A 24208-nucleotide genomic window follows, 5' to 3' on the forward strand; every position below is an offset into this window, starting at 1 on the left:
CTCACCGCGCGTACGCCACGATCTGCGCCCCCAGCCCCACGACCGTCAACGCCTCCACCCCCGAGAGCACCACGAGGGCCACCTGGCCGCCCGGGTCCGCCCAGAAGACGGCGAGGGCGGCGAGGGGGACGACGCAGAACGCGAGGAGGTCGACGGCGAGTTGGAGGCGTTTGCGGGAGGTGCGGCGGGCGTCGCCGCGATGGGCCGTCTCCCAGCCGAACGCGGTCAACCCGCCCCCGGGTGAAGCGAGTTCGGCGAGGCGGGGTCCCAACTCCTCGCGGACGTACCGTCCGATCGCGGAGATCTTCTCGTCGTTGACGAGATAGGTCCACCCCAGCACCACGCACACCGGCGGCAGCGCGAGCAGCATCTCCGCACGCTTGGCCTGCGCCGCCGCGGCGATGACGGCGGCGACGACGGTGAGCGTGACGTACAGCAGGTTGTCCCGGAACCCGATCCGCGCCTTCTGCTCGTCCTTGACGCTCTCGTACTCCGCGAGCAGCAACTGCCCCACGGTGACGTCTTGTTCCGGCATTCCCGTCCTGCCCTCTCCCCCCGGCGACTTGGCAGTACCTTAAGGGGGTGTCGCCCGTCGCCGTGATCCTCACCGCCCTGCCCGTCGAGTACGACGCCGTGCGGCCGTACCTCACCGCCCCCGAGGAGATCACCCTCTCCGACGGAACACGCCTGGAACGGGGGCCACTTGAGGGCACGCCCTGGACGGTCGCCCTCGCGGAACTCGGCGAGGGCGCGCTGACGACGGCGATCCTGGCGAAGCAGATCATCAACGAACTCGCCCCCGAGGCCCTGCTGTTCGTGGGCGTCGCGGGCGGCCTCAAGGACGACCTCCAGCTCGGGGACGTCGTCGTCGCCACCAAGGTGTACGCCGTCCAGGGCGGCAAGCTCACCCCCGAGGGCCACCAGGAACGCCCGGAGTCCTGGCACGGTTCCCACCGCCTCGTCCAGGCGGCCCGCTCCGCCCTGCGCGAGCTGCGCCCCGACGTACGCGGCCACCGCAAGCCCATCGCCTGCGGCGACGTCGTCCTCACCGACCCGGACTCCGACTTCGCCGCCCGCCTGAAGCGCTCCTACAACGACGCCCACGCCATCGAGATGGAAGGCTCCGGCGTCGCCCACGCGGCCCACCTCAGCAGGCAGTTGGACGCCCTGGTCATCCGCGGCATCAGCGACTTCGCCGACCCCGGCAAGTCCGCCGCCGACTCCTCCGGCTCCCAGGAACTCGCGGCCGGCCAGGCGGCGAAGGTCGCCATCGCCGTCCTACGCAAACACCAGCCCGCCCCTGAGGAAACCCCCGGCCCCATCTACACCGGCGACCACATCGACTTCAGCGGCGGCACCTTCCACGGCCCGGTCATCGGCAAACAGAGCAGGCCCTAGCCTCCCGCCCCCGGAAACGGCTCCACCCCCACGACCCGCCGCACCCGCACGGGCTCGATGAACAGCATCACCCGCCGCTCCCCCTCCATCAGCCACGGATACCGCTCCACCCCCAGATACTTCTGGGTCAGCCGGTCCATCCCCCGCTCCGCCTCCTCCCCCTCCACGAACCGCACCACCCGCCCCCGGATCTCGACCCGGTCGTAGGGGTTCTGGGGGTCGTGGTGGGAGAGCGAAACCCAGGGATTGCGGCGGAGGTTGCGTTCCTTCACCCGTCCGACGGACGTGTTGACGACCACCTGGTCCCCCTCCAAGTCCGCCCACATCGGCGAGACTTGAGGCGCGCCCTCCGGCCCGACCGTGGCGAGGTGCCAGAAGTTGGGGGCCAGAAGGCGCGCGCGGGCGTGGGCATCGAGGGTGGCGCCGGTTTCGTACAGAGCGTCCATGGACGGAGTCTGCCCGGAAACCGCCCTCAGAAGACCGACTCGGCCTCGTCCATGCGGTCGACGGGCACGCGCTTCAGTTCGGTGACCGCCTCGGCCAGCGGGACCATGACGACGTCCGTGCCGCGCAGTGCGGTCATGCGGCCGAACTCGCCCTGGTGGGCGGCCTCGACGGCGTGCCAGCCGAAGCGGGTGGCGAGGACGCGGTCGTACGCGGTGGGGGTGCCGCCGCGCTGGACGTGGCCGAGGATGACCGGGCGGGCCTCCTTGCCGAGGCGGCGTTCCAGCTCGCGCGCGAGCGCCGTCCCGATGCCCTGGAAGCGCTCGTGGCCGAACTGGTCGATGGCGCCCTTGCCGTAGTCCATGGTGTTGTCGGCGGGGTGCGCGCCCTCGGCGACGCAGATGACGGCGAACTTCTTGCCGCGCGCGAAACGCTCCTCGACCATCTTGACCAGGTCGGCGGGGTCGAAGGGGCGTTCGGGCAGGCAGATGCCGTGCGCGCCGGCGGCCATGCCGGACTCCAGGGCGATCCACCCGGCGTGCCGCCCCATGACCTCGACGACCATGACGCGCTGGTGGGACTCGGCGGTGGTCTTGAGCCGGTCCATCGCCTCGGTGGCGACGCCGACGGCCGTGTCGAAGCCGAAGGTGCGGTCGGTGGAGGAGATGTCGTTGTCGATCGTCTTGGGGACGCCGACGACGGGCAGCCCGGCGTCGCTGAGCATCCGCGCGGCGGTGAGGGTGCCCTCGCCGCCGATCGGGATGAGGGCGTCGATGCCGAACTCGTGGATCATGTCGGAGGCGTTCTCGCACGCCTCGCGCAGCCGGTCGCGCTCCAGGCGGGAGGAGCCGAGGATGGTGCCGCCGAGGGCGAGGATGCCGCTGACGGACTCCAGGTCGAGAGGGCGGTAACGGCCGTCGAGGAGGCCGGAGTAGCCGTCCTCGAAGCCGATGACCTCGTCGCCGTAGTTGTCGATCGCCCGGTGCACGACCGACCGGATCACTGCGTTCAGGCCGGGGCAGTCGCCGCCCGCTGTGAGAACTCCGATGCGCATCGTGCTGTGTCTCCTGCTCGCTGTCGGTGTTTGTGAGCTTTCCTTCGATTCTTTCATGCCTCTGTGAGCCTCCCGCATGCCACCGCGCACCGGGACTGACGGGCGCCTTATCCAGGCCCGGAGGTATTGTCAAGAGGGTTCTGCCAGGTTGACGAAATGGAGACGACGGGTGACGCGCAGCGTGTACGTGACCGGGATCGACCGCGGCGACGGCCGCCAGGTCGTCGAGCTGGGGGTCATGGAGCTGCTGACCCGCCAGGTCGACCGCGTGGGCGTCTTCCGCCCCCTGGTCCACGACGGCCCGGACCGCCTCTTCGAGCTCCTGCGCGCCCGCTACCGCCTGGCCCAGGAACCGTCGTCGGTGTACGGCATGGACTACCACGAGGCGTCGACGCTCCAGGCGGAACGGGGCACGGACGAGCTGGTGTCGACGCTGGTCGACCGCTTCCACCGGGTCGCCCGGGAGTACGACGTCGTCCTGGTCCTCGGCACGGACTACGCGGACACCCAGTTCCCGGACGAGCTGTCGCTCAACGCCCGCCTGGCCAACGAGTTCGGGGCGTCGGTGATCCCAGTGGTCGGGGGCCGCAGGCAGACGGCGGAGTCGGTCCGCGCGGAGACCCACAACGCGTTCCGCGCCTACGACGGCCTGGGGTGCGACGTGCTGGCGATGGTCGTCAACCGGGTCGCCCGCGAGGACCGCGACGAGATAGCCGGCCGCCTCGCGAACCGGCTCCCGGTGCCCTGCTTCGTCGTCCCGGACGAGCCGGCCCTCTCGGCGCCGACGGTCGCGCAGGTGCGGCACGCGCTGGGGGCGCGCGTCCTGCTGGGCGACGACTCGGGGCTCGCCCGGGACGCGCTGGGGTTCGTGTTCGGCGGGGCGATGCTGCCGAACTTCCTGTCGGCGCTGACGCCGGGGTGCCTGGTGGTGACGCCGGGGGACCGCGCGGACCTGGTGGTGGGCGCGCTGGCCGCGCACAGCGCCGGGACCCCGCCGATCGCGGGCGTGCTGCTGACGCTGGACGAGGTGCCGGGCGACAACGTCCTGACGCTGGCCGCGCGCCTCGCGCCGGGGACGCCGGTGCTGTCGGTGCCGGGGACCAGCTTCCCGACCGCCGAGCAGCTGTTCTCCCTGGAGGGCAAGCTGGGCGCGGCGACCCCGCGCAAGGCGGAGACGGCGCTGGGCCTGTTCGAGCGGTACGTCGACACGGCGGACCTGCTGACCCGGGTGAGCGCCCCGAGCAGCGACCGGGTCACGCCGATGATGTTCGAGCACAAGCTCCTGGAGCAGGCCCGCTCGGACCGCCGCCGCGTCGTCCTCCCGGAGGGCACGGAGGAGCGCGTGCTGCACGCGGCGGAGGTCCTGCTGCGCCGCGCGGTGTGCGACCTGACCCTGCTGGGCCCGGTCGACCAGATCCGCAAGAAGGCCGCCGACCTGGGCATCGACCTGGGCGACGCCCAGCTGATCGACCCGGCGACGAGCGAGCTGCGCGACACCTTCGCCGAGACGTACGCGTCCCTGCGCGCCCACAAGGGCGTCACGGTGGAGCTGGCCCACGACGTCGTCTCGGACGTCAACTACTTCGGCACGCTGATGGTGAAGGAGGGCCTGGCCGACGGCATGGTGTCGGGCTCGGTGCACTCCACGGCGGCGACGATCCGCCCGTCCTTCGAGATCATCAAGACCAGGCCGGACTCCTCGATCGTCTCCTCGGTGTTCTTCATGTGCCTCGCGGACAAGGTCCTGGTGTACGGCGACTGCGCGGTCAACCCCGACCCGGACGCCGAGCAGCTGGCGGACATCGCGGTCCAGTCGGCGGCGACGGCGGCGCGGTTCGGTGTGGAGCCGAGGATCGCGATGCTGTCGTACTCGACGGGGACGTCGGGTTCGGGCGCGGACGTCGACAAGGTGCGCGAGGCGACCGAGCTGGTGCGCGCGCGCCGTCCGGACCTGAAGATCGAGGGGCCGATCCAGTACGACGCGGCGGTGGAGCCGTCGGTCGCGGCGACCAAGCTGCCGGGCTCGGAGGTGGCCGGGCAGGCGACGGTGCTGATCTTCCCGGACCTCAACACCGGCAACAACACGTACAAGGCGGTGCAGCGGTCGGCCGGCGCGATCGCGGTGGGCCCGGTCCTGCAGGGTCTGCGCAAGCCGGTGAACGACCTGTCGCGGGGCGCGCTGGTGCAGGACATCGTCAACACCGTCGCCATCACCGCGATCCAGGCGCAGACGCCGGCGCCCGCCGAGCAAGTCCCCGTCCCCTCCGAGAAGAAGGCTCCCGTCCAGTGACCGCGTCCCGTGTCCTCGTCCTCAACTCCGGCTCGTCGTCGGTGAAGTACCAGCTCCTCGACATGGCCGACGGCAGCCGGCTGGCGACGGGCCTCGTCGAGCGGATCGGGGAGGAGACGTCCCGGCTGAAGCACACGGACCTGGTGAGCGGCGCCACCCGCGAGCGCACGGCGCCGATCGCCGACCACGGGGCCGCCCTGAAGTCCGTCGCGGAGGAACTGGCGCTCGACGGCCGGGGCCTGGACTCCCCCGAGCTGGCGGCGATAGGCCACCGCGTGGTGCACGGCGGCCAGACCTTCACCCGCCCCACGGTGATCGACGACGCGGTCCTCGCGGAGATCGAGCGCCTGGTGCCGCTCGCCCCGCTGCACAACCCGGCGAACCTGACGGGCATCCGCACGGCCCAGGCGCTGCGCCCCGACCTCCCCCAGGTCGCCGTCTTCGACACGGCGTTCCACACGACGATGCCGGAGTCGGCGGCGCGCTACGCGATCGACGTCGCGACGGCCGACGAGCACAGCATCCGCCGCTACGGCTTCCACGGCACCTCGCACGCGTACGTGTCCCGGGCGACGGCCGAGCTGCTGGGCCGGGCGCCGGAGGAGGTCAACGTGATCGTGCTGCACCTGGGCAACGGCGCGTCGGCGTCGGCGGTGCGCGCGGGGCGGTGTGTGGACACCTCGATGGGGCTGACGCCTTTGGAGGGGCTGGTGATGGGTACGCGTTCCGGTGACCTGGACCCGGCCGTCATCTTCCATTTGGCGCGGGTTGGCGGGATGTCCACGGACGACGTCGACACTCTCCTCAACAAGCGGAGCGGGCTGATCGGTCTCTGCGGCGACAACGACATGCGGGAGATCCGGCGGCGTATCGACGCGGGGGACGGGGCGGCGGAACTCGCCTTCGAGATCTATGTCCACCGGCTGCGGAAATACGTCGGGGCGTATTACGCGGTGCTCGGAAAGGTCGACGCGGTCGCGTTCACGGCCGGGGTCGGGGAGAACGCGGCGGAGGTGCGGGCGGCGGCGCTGGCCGGCCTGGAGGGGATGGGCCTCGCCGTGGACCCGGCGCTGAACGCCGTGCGGGGCGACGGGGCGCGGCTGATCTCGCCGGCGGGGTCGCGGGTCGCGGTGGCGGTCGTCCCGACGGACGAGGAGCTGGAAATCGCGAGGCAGGCATATGCCCTGGTCGGCAACTGAGCGCTAACCCGCCCATTTGTAGATTCCGCCAGACGGAATATTCCGAAGCGAAACAAACCGATAGGATCGACTCATGCGCCGTTCGAAAATCGTCTGTACTCTCGGCCCCGCGGTCGACTCCCACGACCAGCTGGTGTCGCTGATCGAGGCCGGCATGAACGTGGCCCGTTTCAACTTCAGCCACGGTTCGCACGCCGAGCACCAGGGCCGGTACGACCGGGTCCGGGCCGCCGCCAAGGTGGCCGGCCGGGCGATCGGCGTCCTCGCCGACCTCCAGGGCCCCAAGATCCGCCTGGAGACCTTCGCCGAGGGCCCCGTCGAGCTGGTGCGCGGTGACGAGTTCACCATCACCGCCGAGGACGTCCCGGGCGACAAGACGATCTGCGGCACGACGTACAAGGGCCTCCCGGGTGACGTCGCCCCGGGCGACCAGATCCTCATCAACGACGGCAACGTCGAGCTGCGGGTCCTCTCGGTGGACGGGCCCGCGGTCCGTACGACCGTCGTCGAGGGCGGCGTCATCTCCGACCACAAGGGCATCAACCTGCCGGGCGCGGCGGTGAACGTCCCCGCGCTGTCCGAGAAGGACATCGAGGACCTGCGGTTCGCGCTCCGCATGGGCTGCGACATGGTCGCCCTGTCCTTCGTCCGCGACGCCAAGGACGTGGCCGACGTCCACCGCGTGATGGACGAGGAGGGCCGCCGGGTCCCCGTCATCGCCAAGGTGGAGAAGCCGCAGGCGGTGGAGAACATGGAGGACGTCGTGATGGCGTTCGACGGTGTGATGGTCGCCCGTGGTGACCTCGCCGTCGAGTACCCGCTCGAAAAGGTCCCCATGGTGCAGAAGCGGCTCATCGAGCTGTGCCGCCGCAACGCCAAGCCGGTGATCGTCGCGACCCAGATGATGGAGTCCATGATCACCAACTCCCGCCCGACCCGCGCCGAGGCGTCTGACGTCGCGAACGCGATCCTCGACGGGGCGGACGCGGTGATGCTGTCGGCGGAGTCGAGCGTCGGCGCCTATCCGATCGAGACGGTCAAGACGATGTCGAAGATCGTCTCGGCGGCCGAGCAGGAACTCCTCTCCAAGGGACTTCAGCCCCTCGTCCCCGGCAAGAAGCCCCGCACGCAGGGCGGCTCCGTCGCCCGTGCGGCCTGCGAGATCGCCGACTTCCTCGGCGGGCGCGGCCTCGTCGCCTTCACGCAGTCCGGCGACACGGCCCGCCGTCTCTCCCGCTACCGGGCCCAGCAGCCGATCATCGCCTTCACCACCGACGAGAACACCCGCAACCAGCTCACCCTGAGCTGGGGCGTCGAGTCCCACGTCGTCCCCTTCGTCAACACCACCGACGAAATGGTCGAGATGGTCGACCAGGAGATCGCCAAGATCAACCGCTTCACCCCCGGCGACACGGTCATCATCACCGCCGGCTCCCCGCCCGGCGTCCCCGGCACCACCAACATGCTCCGCGTCCACCACATCGCGGGCGACACGACGGACTGACGTCCGGCACGCACAGCAGTGGGGGCACCCCCGGGTCACCGGGGGTGCCCCCACTGTCACTCAGGGAAGATCCGGCAGGAGCCGTTCCCACATCCGGCACTCGTCCCTACGTGGATGCTCGGCCGGCAAGCCGCCGAGAAAGGTCACCGGACCCAGAAGCCGTCGGATCATCCGGAGCGAAAGAATCTGCTCGCGCTCCAACTCGCGCCAGCGCGGCGCGCGGGAGGCGGCCTCCCGCAGGCTCATCGGCATGGCGGCCAAGGCTCGCTCGACCACTTCCCCCGGATCGTGCAACGGCCGATCCAGCCGCGGGCCCGCCGTACGCACCAGTGAGGCCCTGAGCCACAGATCCCGCAGCAGCCACTCGTTGCGCTGCTCCCCCGTCGCCTGTCGGGCGCCCTCCAGCAACTGTCCCCAGGCGCGCGCGACTTCGGGCCATTCCTCCTCCGGAACCCGCACCGCGTCCTCTTGAAGCCGCGCCGCGAACTGCTGAGCAGCGGCCAGCCACTCGTTCATCTCGCCCCCCGCCCCCTCCGGCTCCAGCGCCGACCAGCGCAGTACCTGGCCCCGCAGATCCAGTCGGTCGAGACCGTGGAACAGCTCACTCATCAGAACAGCACCCCCGCTGCGGCGAAGGCTTCCTTGCCCACATGCTCCGCCCCACCACCGGGCGCCCAGAACGGGTCGCCCTCGACGAAGTAGTGGCCGGTGTGGCTGTCGATACGCAAGCCGAAGTACTGGCCACCGCCGCCCGCGATCTCAGCCTCCCCCGCCGCTCGAACGGGCCCACCGCCACTGAGTACAGGGTGGGAGAGCTCCCGACCGTTGACCGTCTTGGGCATGATGAGCAATTGTCCGTCCTCCAGCACAGCCCATTTCACGGGCTCACCGTCGAAATCGATGTACCTCTCCCAGTCTGCCGATCCCGGCTTCGCAGGACGGACGCCCAGCCGCTCCGCCAGCGAAAGTTCCTCAGAAAGCGTCGCAGGCATCCGGTTCGGGAAGATCCGGCAAGTGTTGTGCACCAGCACCCGCGTATCGCCCACAAAGTAGGTGTGGTCTCCCTCTACTTCGAAGTTGAACACCTGCGTCCGGGCAACGGTCGTCCGCACCGCGCTCACCCGCGTGTCCGCACCGTCCAGGGTGCGCAGTCGGTCTCCGGGACGCAGCGACTGGGCGCTGGTCCACCCCTTCCCCAGCACCCAGAACGGATGCTCGGGCGTTGCTCGAACGGTCTCCTGTCCGATGCCGACCGACACGAGCGAGTCAGCCGTGCGCCGCATCACGCCGGTGACCTTGCGCAGGTGCCGTTTTCCCGTCACCGGGTCCTCGGCCCAGACCCGGTCACCCGGGCCGATCTCCTCGATCGGTCTGGTCCCGTGTTCCGTCGCGATTTTGGTACCGGCCGGGAAACACATGGCGTTCAGGGCCTGTCGGCCGATGCGCTCCAGATTCGCCATGGCCGACGCGCTGAGGCCGGAGCCGCGCAGACCCCAGATGGCCGCGCCGATCCCGCTGCCGGAGCGAATCGCGACCCTCATGGTGAACGCCGCTTGCGCGGCCTTCACCAGCACCCCCGGCAGAACGATGCTCCCCGCCAGCCACAAGCAGCTGCTGAGCTTGCGGTTCCAGCAGCCGACGATGTCGGCGACGGCGCCGGTGGCGATGGCCTTGAGGACGGAGGCGGTGAGTTCGAGACCGTCGACGTGGACGTCGTTCTCACGGAAGGTGACGTCCAGCGGGGAACTCATCAGGTAGTCGCGCTGGATCGCCTTGCCGCACTTGGCCCGCTCCACTCCCGGCAGCGGGCAGGACTCCAGGTAGAAGTCCATCTCGCCGTAGATGTGGAATTCGAGGTCGATCTCGCAGCCGATGCCGGAGCCGGAGTGCGTACCGACACAGTCGCTCTTGGGATCGATGTCGACCCGGGTCTCGTCACTGGGTTTCATGACGACGCCGTCGACCCCGGTACCGCCACCGCCACCGGTGCGCCGCTGCTCCTGCGCGGCCTCGAAGTCCACCTGCTGCGCGCGGACGGCGGCATGGGCGGCCTCGGCGGCAGTCGCGTCCCGCTCCGCCTGATCGGCGACACCCCGTGCGGTGGAGGCGTCCCGCTCGGCCGCGTCGGCGGCGCTCCGGGCACTCGACGCGTCCCGTTCGGCCTCCGTGGCGGACGCATCGGCCTGAAAGGCGTGGTCCCCGGCCGAATCCGCCGCCTGCTGCGCGGCCGCGGCGTCCGCGGTGGCCCGCTCGTGATAGCCGACGGTGGCTGCCTCGGCCTTCTTGGCGGCCTTCGCGGAAGCGTCCGCCGCACCGGCCGAAGCCTGCGCCGAGGTGGCCGACCTGGCCGCGTTCGCGGCGTACTCGGCCGCGCCCGCCGCTGCCTGGGCCGCCGCCTTGGCATCGGCGTCGGCCTTGGCGGCGAGCGCCTTGGCGTCGGCCGCGGCCCTGGCCGCCTGGGCGGCTTTCGCCTGGGCCAGCGCCTGCTGCTGCTCGGCGGCCGTCTTCGCGGCCTGCCCGGTCAGCACGGCGAGCCCCGCCGAGGGATCGGTCTCCGCGTAGGGGGAGCCGAGTTCGACGGCGTCGTTGGCCGGTTTCACGACCTGCGCCGCCGAGTCGCGCGCGGCCGACGCGGCCTGCGCGGTGGCGTACGCGTGACCGGCCGCGCGTACGGCGTCGGCGCCCGCGAGCAGCGCCTCGGAACGGGCCACGACGGCATCGGCCCTGGCCTTCTCGGCCGCCTTCTGCGCGGTCTGCGCCTGTGCCCGCGCGGCGGTCGCGTTCCACTTGGCGGCCTCGGCGGCGTCGATGGCGTCGGCTGCGGCAGCGTGCGCCTTGCCCACGGCGGCCTCAGTGACAGCGACGTCGGCCTTCGCCCCGTCGGCCGCGGACTGAGCCCGCCGGTGCGCGCCCTCGGCCCGGGTCGCGGCGGCCCGCGCCTCGGTGGCGGCCTCGGTGGCGTCGTCCGCCGCACCGCGAGCGGCGGTGGCGGCAGCGGTCGCCTGATCGGCGGCGGTCCGGGCCTTGGTCGCCGCCTGCCGGGCCTCGATGGCGTCGGCGGTGCCGTCGACGGCGGCGAGCAGCGCCTCGGCGGCCTCGGCCTTCGCGGCCAGGGTGTCGCGACGGTTCTCGGCGGTCAGCGCGGCGTCCCGGGCCTGCTTGGCCCTGGTCTCCTGGGTGAGGGCGGCGTTCTTCTTGTCGGCCGCGGTCCGGCCCGCGCTCTGCGCGTCGGCGAGCCTGTCGCCCGCGACGGCACGCTGAGACTGGGCGCGGGCCTCCGCGTCACCCGCCTTCTTCCGCTCGGCGGCCGCCAGATCCTTCTGCGCCTGTGCGTAATCCCGCTCCGCCTCGGCCTTGTGCCGCTTCGCCTTCGCGTCATCGGCGGCGGACTTGGCGGTCTGCTCGGCGGCCTTCGCCCTGTTCTCCGCGGCCTTGGCCTCGGAGGCGCGCTGCGCGGCCGCGGCGGCCTGGGCGGCGGCGCCCTCCGCGGCGGCCTTCGACTGGGCCTGGGCCTCCTCGGCGGCCTTGCGGCGGAACTCGGCCTTGGCGGCGTGGGCCTGGGTGTTGGCGAGGGCGTTGAGGGTCTTGCTGTCGGCGACGGAGGCGCGGGTGGCGTGGTAAGCGGTCTCCGTCGCCTTCGTCGCCGCCTGGGCCGCGGCGGCCGTCGCCTTGGTGACCTGCGCGGCCTGCTGGCCGTGGAGGAGGCCCCGGCCGCGCGGCAGCCCGGCCCGGTCGGCGACGGCGTACGCCTCGTTCTGCGCCTCGGTGACGAGGTCCGCCTGGGTCTTCGCGGACATCGCCGCGCGGGAAGCGACGAAGAGACGACCCGAGGCGCGGCCTCGGGCATCCGCGATCCACGTCTTGACCTTGGTGAACTCGGCCGCCTCCGGATAGGAGGTGGGGTGGTCGGCCGGCTTCTGCCTGGTCCAGTACGCCTGCCAGTCGGTGAGCCGCGCGGCGATGAGCGACTGGGCCAGGGCCTCGCCAAGCGCCTGGGAGGCCACGGCGAGGTCGGCATTCGCCTGCGATTCGGCCCTCAAGATGGTGTCCCGCTGGGTCCTCTGACCCGCCAGTTCGTTCTGCCACTCGGTGGCGGCCACAGCGAGTTCGGTGCTCAGCGCCTTGTACGGGTCCGGCGGGTTGGGGTAGGCGCAGGACGCGAACCGCGCCTTGAGGTTCTCGACGTCGATCCGGAACTCCATCGAATCCGGCTCCGGCGCGCTGGTGGGGAAGCCTCCGTACTGGAGAAAGAGGCGCGCGTCGTCGGCGTAGACGGCATGCATGAACTGCATGTCCTTCCACGCCGAGTTGGCCTCGTGGTCGTTCTCGTCGTAGCGGGCGTGGTGGATCGCGGTCGCCGCGTCGACCGACTCCTTGTTCGCAGTGGGGTGCGGGTCCTCGTAGAAGTCGCTCTCGGACTGCCAGAACCGATCGGCGACCCAACTGCTCAGCTTGATGGCGGAGAAGGGATTGGCGTCGTCCTCCACCCACTGGAAACCGGTGTAGCTGTATCCGTCGGGCGGAGTCTCGACGCGCAGGGATTCCTGCCACACGGGGCGGCGGTTCCACAGCTCGTCCATCTTGGTGTCGGCGGCGGCCTTGTCCTTGTCGAAGGCCGTGGAGAGCGGGGTGTCGGTCCAGTAGTCGTCGTTGGCGGCCGTGTGCAGTTGCTCCACGGTGCCGCCGAGGCCCGCACGGGCAACCCCTTTCATCTCCGGTCCGCCCTTGCGGAGCACTCTGCCGAGCAGGCACTGCTCCTGGCGGATCCGCGCGGCACCCGCGAGATCGAAGGGGGCGGTGGGGACGTCGGCGGCGGTGGCCATGGTCTTCTGGCGTGCGGTGTCGGGAAGTTGACCGCTCGTCACAGCGACAGCAGTGGCGGTCGCCAGGGCGATCGTGGTCGCGAGACGCGACCATCTGCGCGTACGCATCGGTGGGTGTCAGCCGATCTGCCGATGAGAAGGAAGGTGGAGGCGGCTCAGAAGAGCAGGTTGTACGACGTCCAGCCGCTCGCGGCGAGTCGCGCGTACGCGACGAAGGGTGCCGTGGGTTCACCGGTGCCCTTGAAGAGCTGAAGTGCGCCCGCTCTGTTGACGCCGAGGAGGTCCGGTTTGCCGTCGCCGGTGTTGTCGCCGACGGAGACGAGCGCGGAGTAGTCCTTCCACCCCGAGCCGGGAACGGTGATGCGGGCACCGACGACGGCGTCGGCCGTGGCACTGCCGGTACCTGGGTAGATGGAGAGCACGCCGGTGGTGGAGCGGGCGACGAGGTCGGCCTTGCCGTCACCCGTGAAGTCGCCGCGTCCGGTCAGCTCGTCCATGCCGTGCCAGCCGGTGCCGACCCGGATCCGGGGCAGGAACGTGCCGTCGGCCTTGCCCTGGTGGAGCCAGAGCTGGCCGTCCTTGCCCCGGCCCAGCAGGTCGGGGTGGGTGGTGCCGGCCATGTTGCCGACAGACACGATCAGGTCGTAGGCGCCCCAGCCGGAGCCGACGACTCGGGTGTCGGTGCCGCGCTCGGCGGTGTAGTACAGGCGGTCGTCGAGTACGGCGTAGAGGTCGGTGCCGGTGCCGTTCCGCGAGATGCGGGCCTGGGCCATGGCGGTCGCCTCGGCGTAGCCGCCGCCGAGATCGACGCGGGCGGCGAAACCTCCGGTTCCGGTGGGTTCGAAGTCCCACAGGCGACCGTCCCTGTCCCGCGCGAACAGCGGGGACAGTCCGCCTGTCTCTCCGGCGGCCTGCTGGAGCAGTGGTGCGCCGACCGTGCCTTCGGCGGGCCCTGTCCGGGCGGTGGTGGTGAGTGCGATGGTCGCGGTCACGGCAAGAACGGCCATGACTCCGGCCGCCTTGCGTAACGGCCGGTCGAAAAACGTGAACATGACGTGCGAGGCCCCCCTCGTCGCTATGGCGGGGGTTCGCGCGTGCGCTCAGCACAAGGCTGGTCACGCCCCGTGCTCTCCCCGCACCGCAGAGTAGTCATGTCCGCGACAAGAGTGAGCATATGGATGAGACGTGAAGGATGTAAACAGAATTAGGAGAGCGACGTCTCGCCCGGCAGGCGGAACCTCGGGGCGCCGCCCGTAAGGTGAACAGTCCTCTACATAATGATCATGAGCCCGACAAAGAGTGATGGCCCGGTTCCCTCGGGAAAATCGAGGGGAACCGGGCCATCACTTGTGTGCGGCTCCCGGAAGGGTTCAGGGGATCAGGTGATCGACTGGGACATGCCCGGGATGTGCAGGGTGCCGCCGAACTGGCCGGCCTGGACGACCTTGACGTTGCTGAAGTAGATCCAGGGGATGTTCAGGGGCGGCGGGCTCTTGGGGCTGAAGGTGACGGGGATCAGCCCGAGGAGGTTGCCGGAGATGCTCTCGGTGTACATGACCGTCTTGCCGCCGGTGATGGTGGACTTGGAGCCCTTGGCGCCTTTGACGTGGTACGTCTTGCCGGCCTGCTTGTCGATGACCGTCTGGTGCAGGTCGTCGATGTCGGTCCCGTCGGAGATGACGTACTTCAGCACCTCCTTGACGGTCCCGTTGGCCGTCTTGACCTTGACGATGCCCTGGTAGTCGGCGCCCTTGAGGGTGAGCCCGCTCGCGTTCAGGTACCAGGGGTCGTCGGGCAGCCGCATCTTGTTGTCGATGCCGCCCTCCTCATCGGTCGCGGCCTCCGGGCAGTCGTCCACGTCCGTGCTCGCACTGGGCGAGGGGGACGGGGACGCGTCGGCCTCCTTGTCGTCGCCGGAGTCGTCGGAGGAGTCCGAGGACGGGGACGGCGAAGGGGACGGGGACGTCTCGGCCGCGGGGGTGTCGTCCGCCGCCGGAGTCTCCTTCGCGGCGTCCTTCCCGGCCGTCTCCTTCTTCGCGTCCGCCGAGTCCCCGGCGGGCGACGGAGCCGACGGGCTCGGGCTCGCGGACGGCGTCGAGGCGTCCTTGTCCCCGCCGCCCGTGAACACGTCCGTGAGCGTGTCCCCGATGGTCTCCAGCAGCCCCTTGGACTCCTCGGACGGCGACGGCGACGGGCTCGGCGAAGCGCCGGTGCCCCCGCCGGACCCGCCCGACTCCTCGGTCTTGCCGTCGTCGGCGGACGGCGATGGCGACGGTGCCGGCGAGGTGACCTTGCCCCCGGAACCCGAGCCCGTGTCGCCGCCCTTCTCGTCGGAACCTGAATCCGACGAGGAACCGTCCTTGGCACCGGACGCCGCGTCCTTCTTCGCGTCGTCCTTCTTCGCGTCATCCTTGCCGGACTCGGCGGAGTCCTCCGACGCGGACGGCGACGGCGACGCGGACGGCCCCTTCGCCATGGCCTCGACGCACGCCTGGTACTCCTCGGCCGTCATGCTCTTCGCGACCTGCTGCTGCCCCTCGGCACGGGCGAGCGTGGCCGACAGCCCCATCCCCACGAGGACCGTCGGCATCGCGGCCAGGGCTATCGCCTTGCCCGCCGGCACGTGCAGCCGCGCGAGCAACGGCTTCCTGGGGGCCGCGTGACGCGGTCCGGTTCTCTCCCGGGACGCGTCGGCGTCCACCCCGTGGGTGCCCTCGTCAGTCGGCACTGCGCCTCCCGTTCGCCCCGTTGGACGGGCTCGTTCCTGACAGGTCCTTCGGCTCGTCCTCGGCGACCGCCCCCTCCGGCGGCTTGCCCGGCGCCCACGAGACGGCCATCGCGCCACCGAACAGCGCGAACAGGAACCCGACGACGAAGCCGCCGAAGTTCGAGACCGGCAGGGAGACCAGGGCCAGCAGGATCGCGGCGACGCCCGCGAAGGTACGAATGTGCTGCTGGAACCAGAGACTGATCCCCAGGGTGATGAGCAGCACCCCGATGATCAGGGAGCCGGCGCCCGCGGTGGTGGCCATCGCGAATGTCAGATGACCGATCTGCACGTGCGCGTACGGGAAGTACATGATCGGGAAACCGCTGATCATGACGTACAGGCCGGCCCAGAACGGCCTCGTGCCCCGCCATGCCTTGAACCGCGACCTCCCTCGGGCGAAAAGGCCGGGGTCGGCAGAGATGGCGCTCATGGAAAACAGCTCCCTGGTGCGGCTTTGCTGTGGTGAACGTGGTGTCGCGTTTGCGAGGGGAGTGTGAATTCGGCGGGAGAGCGAGACAGGCGGGAGGCCAGATGGCACTCCCGCCCGTCACCTCGTGCCTAGTAGCACTCCTTGCTGCCCGCGGACAGCTTCATCTTCAGGTGGGGCAGCGTGAAGGTGCCGGCGGTGGTCGCCCACGCCGTCTGCTTCACGCCCGTCAGCGTGGCCTTCTTGGCCTGCTGAGCGAAGCCGTACGGGTTGGCCTGTTCCTTGCCACCCTTCATGCCGATGCCCTTGCCACCCTTGTCAGGGTTGCCGGTGTCACCGGCGGCAACACCGATGTCGATGTCCTCGAAGGTCGCGCCGCCCTTCTCGCCCGTGGTCTCCAGGTCGGCGATGTCGATGTACAGGTTGTCGGCAGAGACCTGCTGACTCTTGTCATCGCTGTTGCCGGCCGTGAGCGTCAGGGTGACCGACCCGATGATCGGGATGTTCGGGGTCACGACCGACTGGCACAGGTTCTTGATCGTCGCAGTGTCGAACGACGAGACCGCCACCGGGTGGTTGACCTTCTCACCAGCGAGGGTGTAGCCCGAGTCGAGCGCACCGTACTGGGTGAAACCGTAGCCCTCCAGCTGGTCAGCCGTGACCTTGAACGACTGCCCCGAAACGCTGAACGACGCCGCGAGCGCGCCCTGTGCGAGGGCCACGCCTATGCACGCCGTCGCGGCGACGCTGGGCACCATGACCACAGCGAACCGCTTCCATCTGGTCCCGCCACGCACCTGGGACTCCATCATTTCCTCCTTCTCGGACGTACATCGCCCGCCGTGACTCGCCCCTGGAACGGCGGCCCGAGCCATGCGGGGATGGGAGAAGTGCTACGTCCTCGGGAAGGGGAGCGCCTGTGCTCGGAAGCGCGAACCGCGCCTGAAATCACCGACGATCACCCCCGAGCGACTACCACTGGCCGTGCCTGACACGCATCACGCACAACCTTGTCGGACAGGCTCCGCCCTCGGGCGAAGACCCCCCTGTCCTGAAGAGCCGGCGACACCGCCGTCGGCTCTGCCCGGTGGGGACCCATCAGACCCGTCGCCCGACCGGCTGCCGGGGAACGGGAATGGACCGAGCGTCGCCGATCGTGGTGCATTCTGGCCGCCCGCACAAGGGGGTTCGTTACTGGCTAGTAACGGCCGGATAACCGTCCGACGACCCACAGGTCTCGACCGGCGACTGAGGGCGACATCCCTGCCCAGGACAAATCACTGGACACCGGGACAGAATCCGGCAGACCCACAGCCTCGACTTACTTGAAGTAACAGCGGCCACGTTTACCAAGATTTGGCAAAGCGTGGCCGCAAAAGCGTTCAGGCGGCCGAACTTTCACTCCGGTCCCGTGGCACCGGAAGGTTTAACGACTGGTCAGAACAACGCCCGCGCCAGCGCCCGCCGCGCCGCCGCCACCCGGGGATCGTCCGGCCCGATCACCTCGAACAGGTCGAGCAGCCGGACGCGGACGGCGTCCCGGTCGTCACCCACCGTGCGACGGACCGTCTCGATCAGACGCCCGAACGCGTCCTCGACGTGACCGCCCACCAAGTCCAGGTCGGCGGCGGCGAGTTGCGCCTCGACGTCGGCCGGCTTGTCGGCGGCGTCCCGGCGCACGGCCTGCGGGTCGAGCCCCTGGACACGCTGAAGCAACTCGGCCTGCGCGAGCCCGAGTTTGGCCTCCTCGTTGGCCGGGTCGTCGGCCAGCACGTTCTGGTACGCCCGCACCGCGCCGCCCAGGTCCCCGGCGTCCAGGGCCTCCACGGCGGCGGCGAGCAGCGCGTCGTGCGGGCCCGCCGGCACGGCCTCCTGCGCGGCGGCCTGCCCGGCGCCGGGCTCGGCCTCCGGGTCGACCGCCAGGCCGGTGATGCCGAAGCGCTCCTCGGCGACCTGGACGAGCTGGTCGAGGGTCTGACGGATCTGGGACTCGGGAGCGGCGCCCTGGAAGAGGGGCAGCGCCTGCCCGGCGACGACCGCGAAGACGGCCGGGATGCCCTGGATGCCGAACTGCTGCATCAGCATCTGGTTGGCGTCGACGTCGATCTTGGCGAGCAGGACGCGTCCGCCGTACTCGACCGTCAGCCGCTCCAGGACCGGGCTCAGCTGCTTGCAGGGCTGGCACCACTCCGCCCAGAAGTCGATGACGACGGCCACCTCGGCGGACCGCTGGAGGACCTGGGTCTCGAACCCGGCCTCGTCGACGTCGATCACGAGGTCGGCCGGGGAGATCGCCCCCGTGCCGCCCTGGCGGGCCGCTTCCGCGCGCGCCTGCTCCGCCTTCGCCTTGGCCTCCTGGGCCGCCTTCACCGCGGCGAGGTCGACGACTCCGCTCATGGACATGTTCCGTGGCTGCATGCGTCTATCCTCCCCCGATCCCGCGCGTCCGCGAAAAGCGGTCCGTGAGCCTGTCTGCGAGCCTGTTCGTAAGCCCGTCCGTGCGCCTGTCCGTGGGCCTCGCTGCGGGCCTCGCTGCGGGGCCGCCGGGGTTATCACCCCCGCTGTCCCCCGTCGTCGCCCCGTCCCACCCGTCCTGCTCGCTCCGAAAGCCCGCACGGCCGCCCTCACGGCGCCGGGTCCCCACCCCACGCCCCCGCGTCACGTCCTGAGCGGGTCGTGACGGCCGCGTGCCGAGCTTTCGCTACGACCCGTAGCGTAATGCCTGCCCCGGGTCCCCCGGGAGTCCTTCCCGGTGATCTCCCTCACGACTCCACAATCTTCGCGGCCGTACTCACAGGGCTCCACCGAATATCCGTACGGACGGGGCGGCGCCCCCAGGACCGGCCGCTATGGTCGTCCGATGCAGAGTCGCACCCCCGGCACCTCCGGCACCCCAGCCCCCCGTCCGGGCCGTCCGCGCAGCGCCGCCGCGGACGCCGCGATCCTGGCGGCGACACGGCAGGCGCTGGTGGAGCTGGGCTGGTCGAAACTGAGCATGGGGGACGTCGCGAGCCGGGCGGGCGTCGCCAAGACGACCCTCTACCGCCGCTGGACCGGCAAGAACGAACTCGTCGTGGACGCCGTCGCCGAGCTCTTCGACGAGCTGCGGCTGCCCGACCGGGGCAGCCTCACCGCCGACATCGAGGGCGTCGTCCTCCAGTTCGCCGCGATCCTCGCCCGCCCCGAGGCGCGCAGCGGTCTCATGGCCGTCGTCGCCGAGTCCACCCGCGACGACGCGCTGCGCGAGCGCATCCGGGACTCCATCGTGGACCGGCAGAAACGCCTCGTCCTGGAGGGGCGCTCCCGTGCCCAGTCGCGGGGCGAACTCCCCCCGGAGTCCGACCCCGCCGAGTCCGCCCGCACCGTCGACCTCATCTTCGACGTCGTCGCCGGCGCGGTCGTCCACCGCACGCTCGTCAGCGCGGAACCGGCGGACGAGGTGTGGGTGCGCGACTTCACCCGCCTCCTGTTGGGCGGGCTGCCGGCGGCCGCGACGCCGTGATCCTTCAGGCCCTGGTCGGCACCTTCGCAGTGTCCGTGAGCTGCGACTCCAGCTCGCGAGAGATCTTCCGCTCGACCACGAAGGCCGCCGTCGGGATCGTCCCCGCCAGCAGCACCCAGAGCTGCTTCTTGACCGGCCACTTCGCCTTGGAGCCCAGGTCGAAGGCGAACACCAGGTAGACGATGTAGAGCCAGCCGTGCGCGATCCCGACGACCGACGTGAAGCCGTCGGCGCCGTCCATGTCGAGCAGGTACTTGCCGATCACACCGAGGGTCAGCAGGACCAGCAGGACACCGGTGACGTAGGCCATGACGCGGTAGCGGGTCAGCACAGACTTTTTCATGAGGTCGAGCGTAACCAGCCGGACCGCCCGGCCTCGTCCCGGGTCACTCCTCCTCGAAGTCCCCCGCCGCCACCCGCAGGGGCCTGAGCATCGCGAAGATCTCCGCGCACTCCTCCGCGTCGTAGACGCCGAGGCCGAAGTCCATGGACATGAGGTCGCGGGTGGCGGCCTCGACGACCTCGCGGCCCTTGGCGGTGATGGAGGCGAGGGTGCCGCGTCCGTCGTTGGGGTTGGGACGCTTGGCGACGAGGCCGGATCTGACGAGGCGGTCGACGGTGTTGGTGACCGAGGTCGGGTGGACCATCAGCCGCTCACCGATCTTCGACATGGGCAGCTCGCCGGACTTGGCGAAGTTGAGCAGCACGAGCGCCTCGTACCGGGCGAACGTCAGCCCGTACGGCTTGACGGCCGCGTCGACCTCGGCGAGCAGGATCTGCTGGGCCCGCATGATCGAGGTGATCGCGGCCATGGACGGCACGTTTCCCCAGCGCTGCTTCCAGAGCTCGTCCGCGCGGGCGATGGGGTCGAAGGGGAGACTGAGGGGCTTCGGCACGCCACCAGACCCTACCCGCCGGTCACATCCCCCTCACCCACGTCTCGCCCATCGGGCCACAACCGGCCACCTCGAAGCACTGCCCCGCTTCTCCTGCCGGGGGCACCCGCCGCCGTCACCGCTTCCCCGGCCGGGGGCGCCCACCGCCGTTCTCCCTTCCCTACCCGGGCCCTCACCGCCGTTCCCCCTTCCCCACCCGGGCCCTCACCGCCGTTCCCACTCCCCCGCCCAAGCCCCCACCACCTGCCCCACCTCTCCGGCCGGGCCCCGCCGCCATTCCCACTCCCGGTGGCGCCCCGCCGGGTGGTGTGACCATGCGGGGCCGTCGGTCTCCACCCGGAGCCGAGGCGGCTGCCGCAGGCCCGCCTGCCCAGCCGCAACGCGTACCGCACACGGGCGCCAGCGCGCCGAGCCACCGGCTCCGCGCCGGTACACCACCCAGCGGGACATCACCCCACTTCCCCGCCCGAGGACCGTGTCCCGCGGCGTGGTGGAGGAGCCCGGGGTGCGGCACCCCTGCGGCCGGCGCTGTGATGAATGCCGTCAGGGGTTTCGCGACCGCCGCCGCGCGGTTCGGCACGGTGCGGCGAGCCTCTGCCGAGACACGCTCTCGGGACGAGCCGTGACCTGCGGTGCCCGTCCACACCTGCCCCCTCCACCACGTCGCGGGGGGCCCGCCCGAACCCCCACCACCTGCCCCGCCTCTCCGACCCAGCCCCCACCTCCGGTCCCGCGCCTCTGCCCGGGCCCTCAGCGCCGGTCTCGCTTCCCCGCCCGGGAAAGTGACCCAGCCTCCCCCGTTTCGCCCCGCTTCCTGAGCGATTTCCTGTGCGTTGTTTTCCCGCCGGGCGGCGATTTGGCTTGGTGCGCCGCTTCGTACGGGTTATGCACGAGTCGCCCCGGTTCCCCCCTCCGTCACAGGGAGCGGCATGCCTCGCCCAGTTCACGTCCTCACCGCACTGCTCGCCCTGGCGCTCGGCGCCGCCTGCTCGGCCCCTTCCAGCGAGACAGGGGAGGCGGCGGTCGTGAAACCGCCGAAGGCGGCCGCGCGGGCGGTCTCGTTCTGGGTCGACCCGGACAGCAATGCCGCGCGTCAGATGCAGCTGTGGCAGCGGGAGGGCCGCAACTCGGACGCCGAACTGCTGCGCCGGATCGCGGAGCAGCCCGTGGCGCTGTGGCCGGCGGGTGAGATCGACCCGGGCCCGGCGGTGTCGGCGGCGGCGACGGCCGCGAGCAGGGCGGGCCGGACCGCGCTGTTCGTCGCCTACGACATCCCGCACCGCGACTGTGGCCAGCACTCGGCGGGCGGTGCGGCGGACGGCGCCGCCTACCTCGCCTGGATCGGCCAGTTCGCCTCGGCGATCGGGACGGCGAAGGCGCTGGTGGTCCTGGAGCCGGACGCGGTCGCGCACATCGTGGACGGTTGTACGCCGGGTGAATATCACGGCGAGCGTGAGCAGTTGCTGAGCGCGGCGATCACCCGGCTGAAGCAGCAGCCCGGCACGACGGTGTACCTGGACGCGGGCAACCCGTCCTGGATCCGCGAGCCGTCGAAGCTGGTCGGCCCGCTGAAGCGCTCCGGCATCGACGCGGCCGACGGCTTCGCCCTGAACGTCTCCAACTTCCAGCCGGACGACGCGGTGAAGCGCTACGGCCTCGCCCTGTCGGGCCAGTTGGGCGGCAAGCACTTCGTCGTCGACACCAGCCGCAACGGCAATGGCCCGCTCCCGGGGGTGTGGTGCAACCCTCCGGGGCGGGCCCTGGGCACCCGGCCGACCACCGAAACCGGGGAACCCGCTCTGGATGCCTACCTGTGGATCAAGCGCCCCGGCGAGTCGGACGGCACCTGTGAGGGCGGTCCCGACGCGGGCCGGTGGTGGCCCGCGTACGCGCTGGAGCTGGCGCGCAACTCGAAGTGAGCGGCGCTCATGTGACCTGGATCCACTTCGCCTCCGACGGTGTCCCCGCCGCGTCCGTCGCGAAGAGCATGTACCAGCCGGGCGGCACGAGCGCGGGGTCGTCCGGCACGGTGAACGTGACGGCCCGTCCCTCCTTCGTCAGCTCCAGCGCGATGGAGCGCTGTTCGACGTCGGTGGTGTGGGTGACGGCGCTGGGCCGCATCAGCCGGGCGGCGGCGATCCGCTCGGGGTGGTCGGTGCGGTAGGTGATGCGGCGGTCGTCGGGCAGGAGCCCGGGACCGTCGTCGAGGACCGGCCGGTCGTCGCGGTTCTTGTGCAGCGCGGGCGGGGTGAAGATCTCCATGCGCTGCTCGAAGCGGCCGAGTTTGGTGTTCTGCTGGTCGTCGTAGAGGGGGTCGGAGCCGAAGGTGGCGACGCGTCCGTCGGGCAGCAGCAGCGCCTCGGAGTGGTAGTTGCGGCCGACGACGGGTTCGGCGGCCTCGCGGAAGACATTGCCCTTGGGGTCGTAGAACTGCGCCTTGAGGATGTTGCTGGCGCTGCGGCCCCGGTAGTCGGAGGAGCCGTTGGAGGTGAAGACGGTGTCGTCCGGCATGATCACGGAGTTCAGGTACCGGGTGCCCTGGGGGAGGTCGGGCCCGTCCTTGAAGGAGGGGTTGGCCTCCTTGAGGTCGACGACGGCCGTGCGCGGCGTGGACTTCCTCGACTCGCCCACTCCCCCGCCGCCGAGGATCATCACCTTCTGGTCCTGCGCGGGCGGCAGCAGCACGGACGCCGAGGTCTCGGTGGCGTCCGCGTCCTTGAGGCCGGGCACCTTCTGGAACGTGTTGGTCTTGAGGTCCCAGAGGCCGGGTTCGCGCCCCTGGTCGGCGGGCCCGTACCCGGCGTTGGAGGCGGGGTAGAAGAGTTTGCCGCCCTTGGTGAGGAACAGCGCCGGGTAGGTGGGGAAGTAGCGTTTGGGGCCCGGCGTCCACTTCTTGGTGCGCGGGTCGTAGATCTCGTTGTCGCCGGGGTCGACGACGCCGACGTCGTCGAGTCCGGAGACGGCGAGGACGCGGCCGTCGTCGAGGCCGACGAGGGTCGGGTACCAGCGGGCCTTCGCCATCGGGTCGACGGGGATGTAGCGCTCGGCGAGGGGGTCGAACTCGTAGGCGGCGCGGATGCCCTGGAAGTCCTGCTTGTCGAGGGTGATCTTCTCGCTGAGGCCGTAGGTGTTGTCGGCGTCCTTGCCGGTGAGCCCGACGATCTCGTACTGGGCCTGCTTCTCGGTGGCGGACATGGGTCCGCTCTCGGCGGCCTCGACGAAGACGCGGACCTCGCTGGCGGTGACCTGGGTCTGCCAGGGCTGCATGACGCCGCGCCGGTTGTAGGTGACCTTGAAGCTGCGTTTGGCCTTGGGGACGGTGACGTCGAACTTGCTGACGTACTCGACGCCGGCGGGTGAGCGGAACCGGGTGCCCTTCTTGAGGACCATGGGTTTGTCGGGGTTCTCGTTCTTGACGCGCATGCCGCCTGCGGCCCGTTCGACCTCGCCGTCGAGGAGTTCGTAGCGGGCGGTGCCGCCGGCCACCAGGAGCCGTCCGTCGGGGAGTTGGGCGTGTCCGGAGCAGAAGAAGTCCTCGGGGGTGGGGATCTTCTTGAAGGTGTTGTCCTTCGGGTTCCACAGGACGGTGTCGAAGGAGCCGGCGTCGAATTTCTTCTGTTCGTTGCCGGAGCCGGCGACGATGAGGACCTTCCCGGTGTGCAGCAGCGCGGCGTGGATGGCGTTGGTGCGGTACTGCTCGGGGATGTCGACCTGGTCCCAACTGCCGTACTTCGCCTTGTACTCGGGCTGGGCGATCTTGTAGGCGTGGTACTGCTCGCCGGCGAAGTCCAGCGCGGCGGGGGCGTTGAGGCTCGCGAGGATGGCGATGCCGCCGATGCCGAGGACGGTCTTCTTGGTCTTCTGAGCGCTCTTCTGTGTGCTCTTCTGCTGGAAGGCCACG

General features: G+C 70.7%; 19 protein-coding genes. 6 read left to right on the top strand and 13 right to left on the bottom strand.

The features are described 5' to 3' along the window. Window position 1: 1 nt before the first annotated feature. The gene (locus IAG44_RS12010) at window positions 2-535 is read right to left on the bottom strand and encodes a hypothetical protein (protein WP_187747121.1); all 534 of its coding nucleotides are present in this window, start codon (window positions 533-535) and stop codon (window positions 2-4) included. Window positions 536-582: 47 nt separating this feature from the next. Between IAG44_RS12010 and IAG44_RS12015 the strand changes: the two genes are divergently transcribed. Beyond that, window positions 583-1398 carry a 5'-methylthioadenosine/S-adenosylhomocysteine nucleosidase gene (locus tag IAG44_RS12015; RefSeq protein WP_187747122.1) on the top strand — a complete coding sequence of 272 codons (816 nt, stop codon included), beginning with the start codon at window positions 583-585 and terminating at the stop codon, window positions 1396-1398. On the opposite strand, the gene IAG44_RS12020 is transcribed toward IAG44_RS12015, so the two are convergent. Both IAG44_RS12020 and IAG44_RS12025 read right to left on the bottom strand, forming a co-directional pair. Then, window positions 1395-1844, bottom strand: coding sequence for a PPOX class F420-dependent oxidoreductase (locus IAG44_RS12020; protein WP_187747123.1), 450 nt, complete (start codon window positions 1842-1844; stop codon window positions 1395-1397). The genes IAG44_RS12015 and IAG44_RS12020 overlap by 4 nt on opposite strands. A gap of 26 nt (window positions 1845-1870) precedes the next feature. After that, complete coding sequence (locus tag IAG44_RS12025; RefSeq protein ID WP_187747124.1) at window positions 1871-2896, bottom strand: ATP-dependent 6-phosphofructokinase; 1026 nt, start codon at window positions 2894-2896, stop codon at window positions 1871-1873. A gap of 169 nt (window positions 2897-3065) precedes the next feature. Between IAG44_RS12025 and pta the strand changes: the two genes are divergently transcribed. The 3 genes from pta to pyk all read left to right on the top strand — a co-directional run bounded on the left by pta (window position 3066) and on the right by pyk (window position 7889). Next, window positions 3066-5186, top strand: coding sequence for a phosphate acetyltransferase (gene pta / locus IAG44_RS12030; protein WP_187747125.1), 2121 nt, complete (start codon window positions 3066-3068; stop codon window positions 5184-5186). Then, window positions 5183-6385, top strand: coding sequence for an acetate kinase (locus tag IAG44_RS12035; RefSeq protein ID WP_187747126.1), 1203 nt, complete (start codon window positions 5183-5185; stop codon window positions 6383-6385). Before pta ends, IAG44_RS12035 begins: the two co-directional genes overlap by 4 nt. Window positions 6386-6458: 73 nt before the next feature. Then, window positions 6459-7889: a pyruvate kinase gene (gene pyk / locus IAG44_RS12040; RefSeq protein WP_187747127.1), complete on the top strand. Its 1431-nt coding sequence runs from the start codon at window positions 6459-6461 to the stop codon at window positions 7887-7889. Window positions 7890-7949: 60 nt separating this feature from the next. Here pyk and IAG44_RS12045 read toward each other — a convergent pair whose 3' ends face one another. The 7 genes from IAG44_RS12045 to IAG44_RS12075 all read right to left on the bottom strand — a co-directional run bounded on the left by IAG44_RS12045 (window position 7950) and on the right by IAG44_RS12075 (window position 18327). Then, entirely contained in the window at window positions 7950-8498 is a 549-nt protein-coding gene (locus tag IAG44_RS12045) for a hypothetical protein (RefSeq protein ID WP_187747128.1), read from the bottom strand. Continuing rightward, window positions 8498-12820 (bottom strand): polymorphic toxin-type HINT domain-containing protein, encoded by a 4323-nt coding sequence (locus IAG44_RS44260; RefSeq protein WP_187747129.1) that lies wholly within the window; start codon window positions 12818-12820, stop codon window positions 8498-8500. The genes IAG44_RS12045 and IAG44_RS44260 overlap by 1 nt, the downstream gene beginning before the upstream one ends. 47 nt (window positions 12821-12867) lie before the next feature. Beyond that, window positions 12868-13719 (bottom strand): FG-GAP repeat domain-containing protein, encoded by an 852-nt coding sequence (locus IAG44_RS12055; RefSeq protein WP_246561661.1) that lies wholly within the window; start codon window positions 13717-13719, stop codon window positions 12868-12870. A 371-nt stretch (window positions 13720-14090) separates the two neighbouring features. Continuing rightward, window positions 14091-15440 (bottom strand): hypothetical protein, encoded by a 1350-nt coding sequence (locus IAG44_RS12060; RefSeq protein WP_187747131.1) that lies wholly within the window; start codon window positions 15438-15440, stop codon window positions 14091-14093. Next, window positions 15430-15912 carry a DUF6114 domain-containing protein gene (locus IAG44_RS12065; protein ID WP_187747132.1) on the bottom strand — a complete coding sequence of 161 codons (483 nt, stop codon included), beginning with the start codon at window positions 15910-15912 and terminating at the stop codon, window positions 15430-15432. The genes IAG44_RS12060 and IAG44_RS12065 overlap by 11 nt, the downstream gene beginning before the upstream one ends. 128 nt (window positions 15913-16040) lie before the next feature. Then, entirely contained in the window at window positions 16041-16718 is a 678-nt protein-coding gene (locus IAG44_RS12070; RefSeq protein WP_187747133.1) for a DUF6230 family protein, read from the bottom strand. A 628-nt stretch (window positions 16719-17346) separates the two neighbouring features. Continuing rightward, window positions 17347-18327, bottom strand: coding sequence for a tetratricopeptide repeat protein (locus IAG44_RS12075; RefSeq protein ID WP_187747134.1), 981 nt, complete (start codon window positions 18325-18327; stop codon window positions 17347-17349). A gap of 442 nt (window positions 18328-18769) precedes the next feature. Between IAG44_RS12075 and IAG44_RS12080 the strand changes: the two genes are divergently transcribed. Continuing rightward, the gene (locus IAG44_RS12080) at window positions 18770-19411 is read left to right on the top strand and encodes a TetR/AcrR family transcriptional regulator (protein WP_187747135.1); all 642 of its coding nucleotides are present in this window, start codon (window positions 18770-18772) and stop codon (window positions 19409-19411) included. Window positions 19412-19415: 4 nt separating this feature from the next. Here the strand turns inward: IAG44_RS12080 and IAG44_RS12085 are convergent, their stop codons facing one another. Both IAG44_RS12085 and IAG44_RS12090 read right to left on the bottom strand, forming a co-directional pair. Further along, window positions 19416-19754, bottom strand: a complete 339-nt coding sequence (locus IAG44_RS12085; protein ID WP_187747136.1) for a DUF3817 domain-containing protein — start codon at window positions 19752-19754, stop codon at window positions 19416-19418. Between the two features lie 43 nt (window positions 19755-19797). Further along, window positions 19798-20307, bottom strand: a complete 510-nt coding sequence (locus IAG44_RS12090) for a MarR family winged helix-turn-helix transcriptional regulator (RefSeq protein WP_187747137.1) — start codon at window positions 20305-20307, stop codon at window positions 19798-19800. 929 nt (window positions 20308-21236) lie between these two features. Here IAG44_RS12090 and IAG44_RS12095 point away from each other — a divergent pair. Next, complete coding sequence (locus tag IAG44_RS12095) at window positions 21237-22226, top strand: glycoside hydrolase family 6 protein (protein ID WP_187747138.1); 990 nt, start codon at window positions 21237-21239, stop codon at window positions 22224-22226. A gap of 7 nt (window positions 22227-22233) precedes the next feature. On the opposite strand, the gene glxA is transcribed toward IAG44_RS12095, so the two are convergent. Continuing rightward, on the bottom strand, window positions 22234-24207 hold the full coding sequence (gene glxA / locus IAG44_RS12100; protein ID WP_187747139.1) for a radical copper oxidase GlxA: 1974 nt from the start codon (window positions 24205-24207) through the stop codon (window positions 22234-22236). Window position 24208 lies beyond the last annotated feature (1 nt).

Origin of the sequence: Streptomyces roseirectus, from assembly GCF_014489635.1 — a bacterium.
In the GTDB taxonomy this organism is placed as follows: Bacteria; Actinomycetota; Actinomycetes; order Streptomycetales; family Streptomycetaceae; genus Streptomyces; species Streptomyces roseirectus.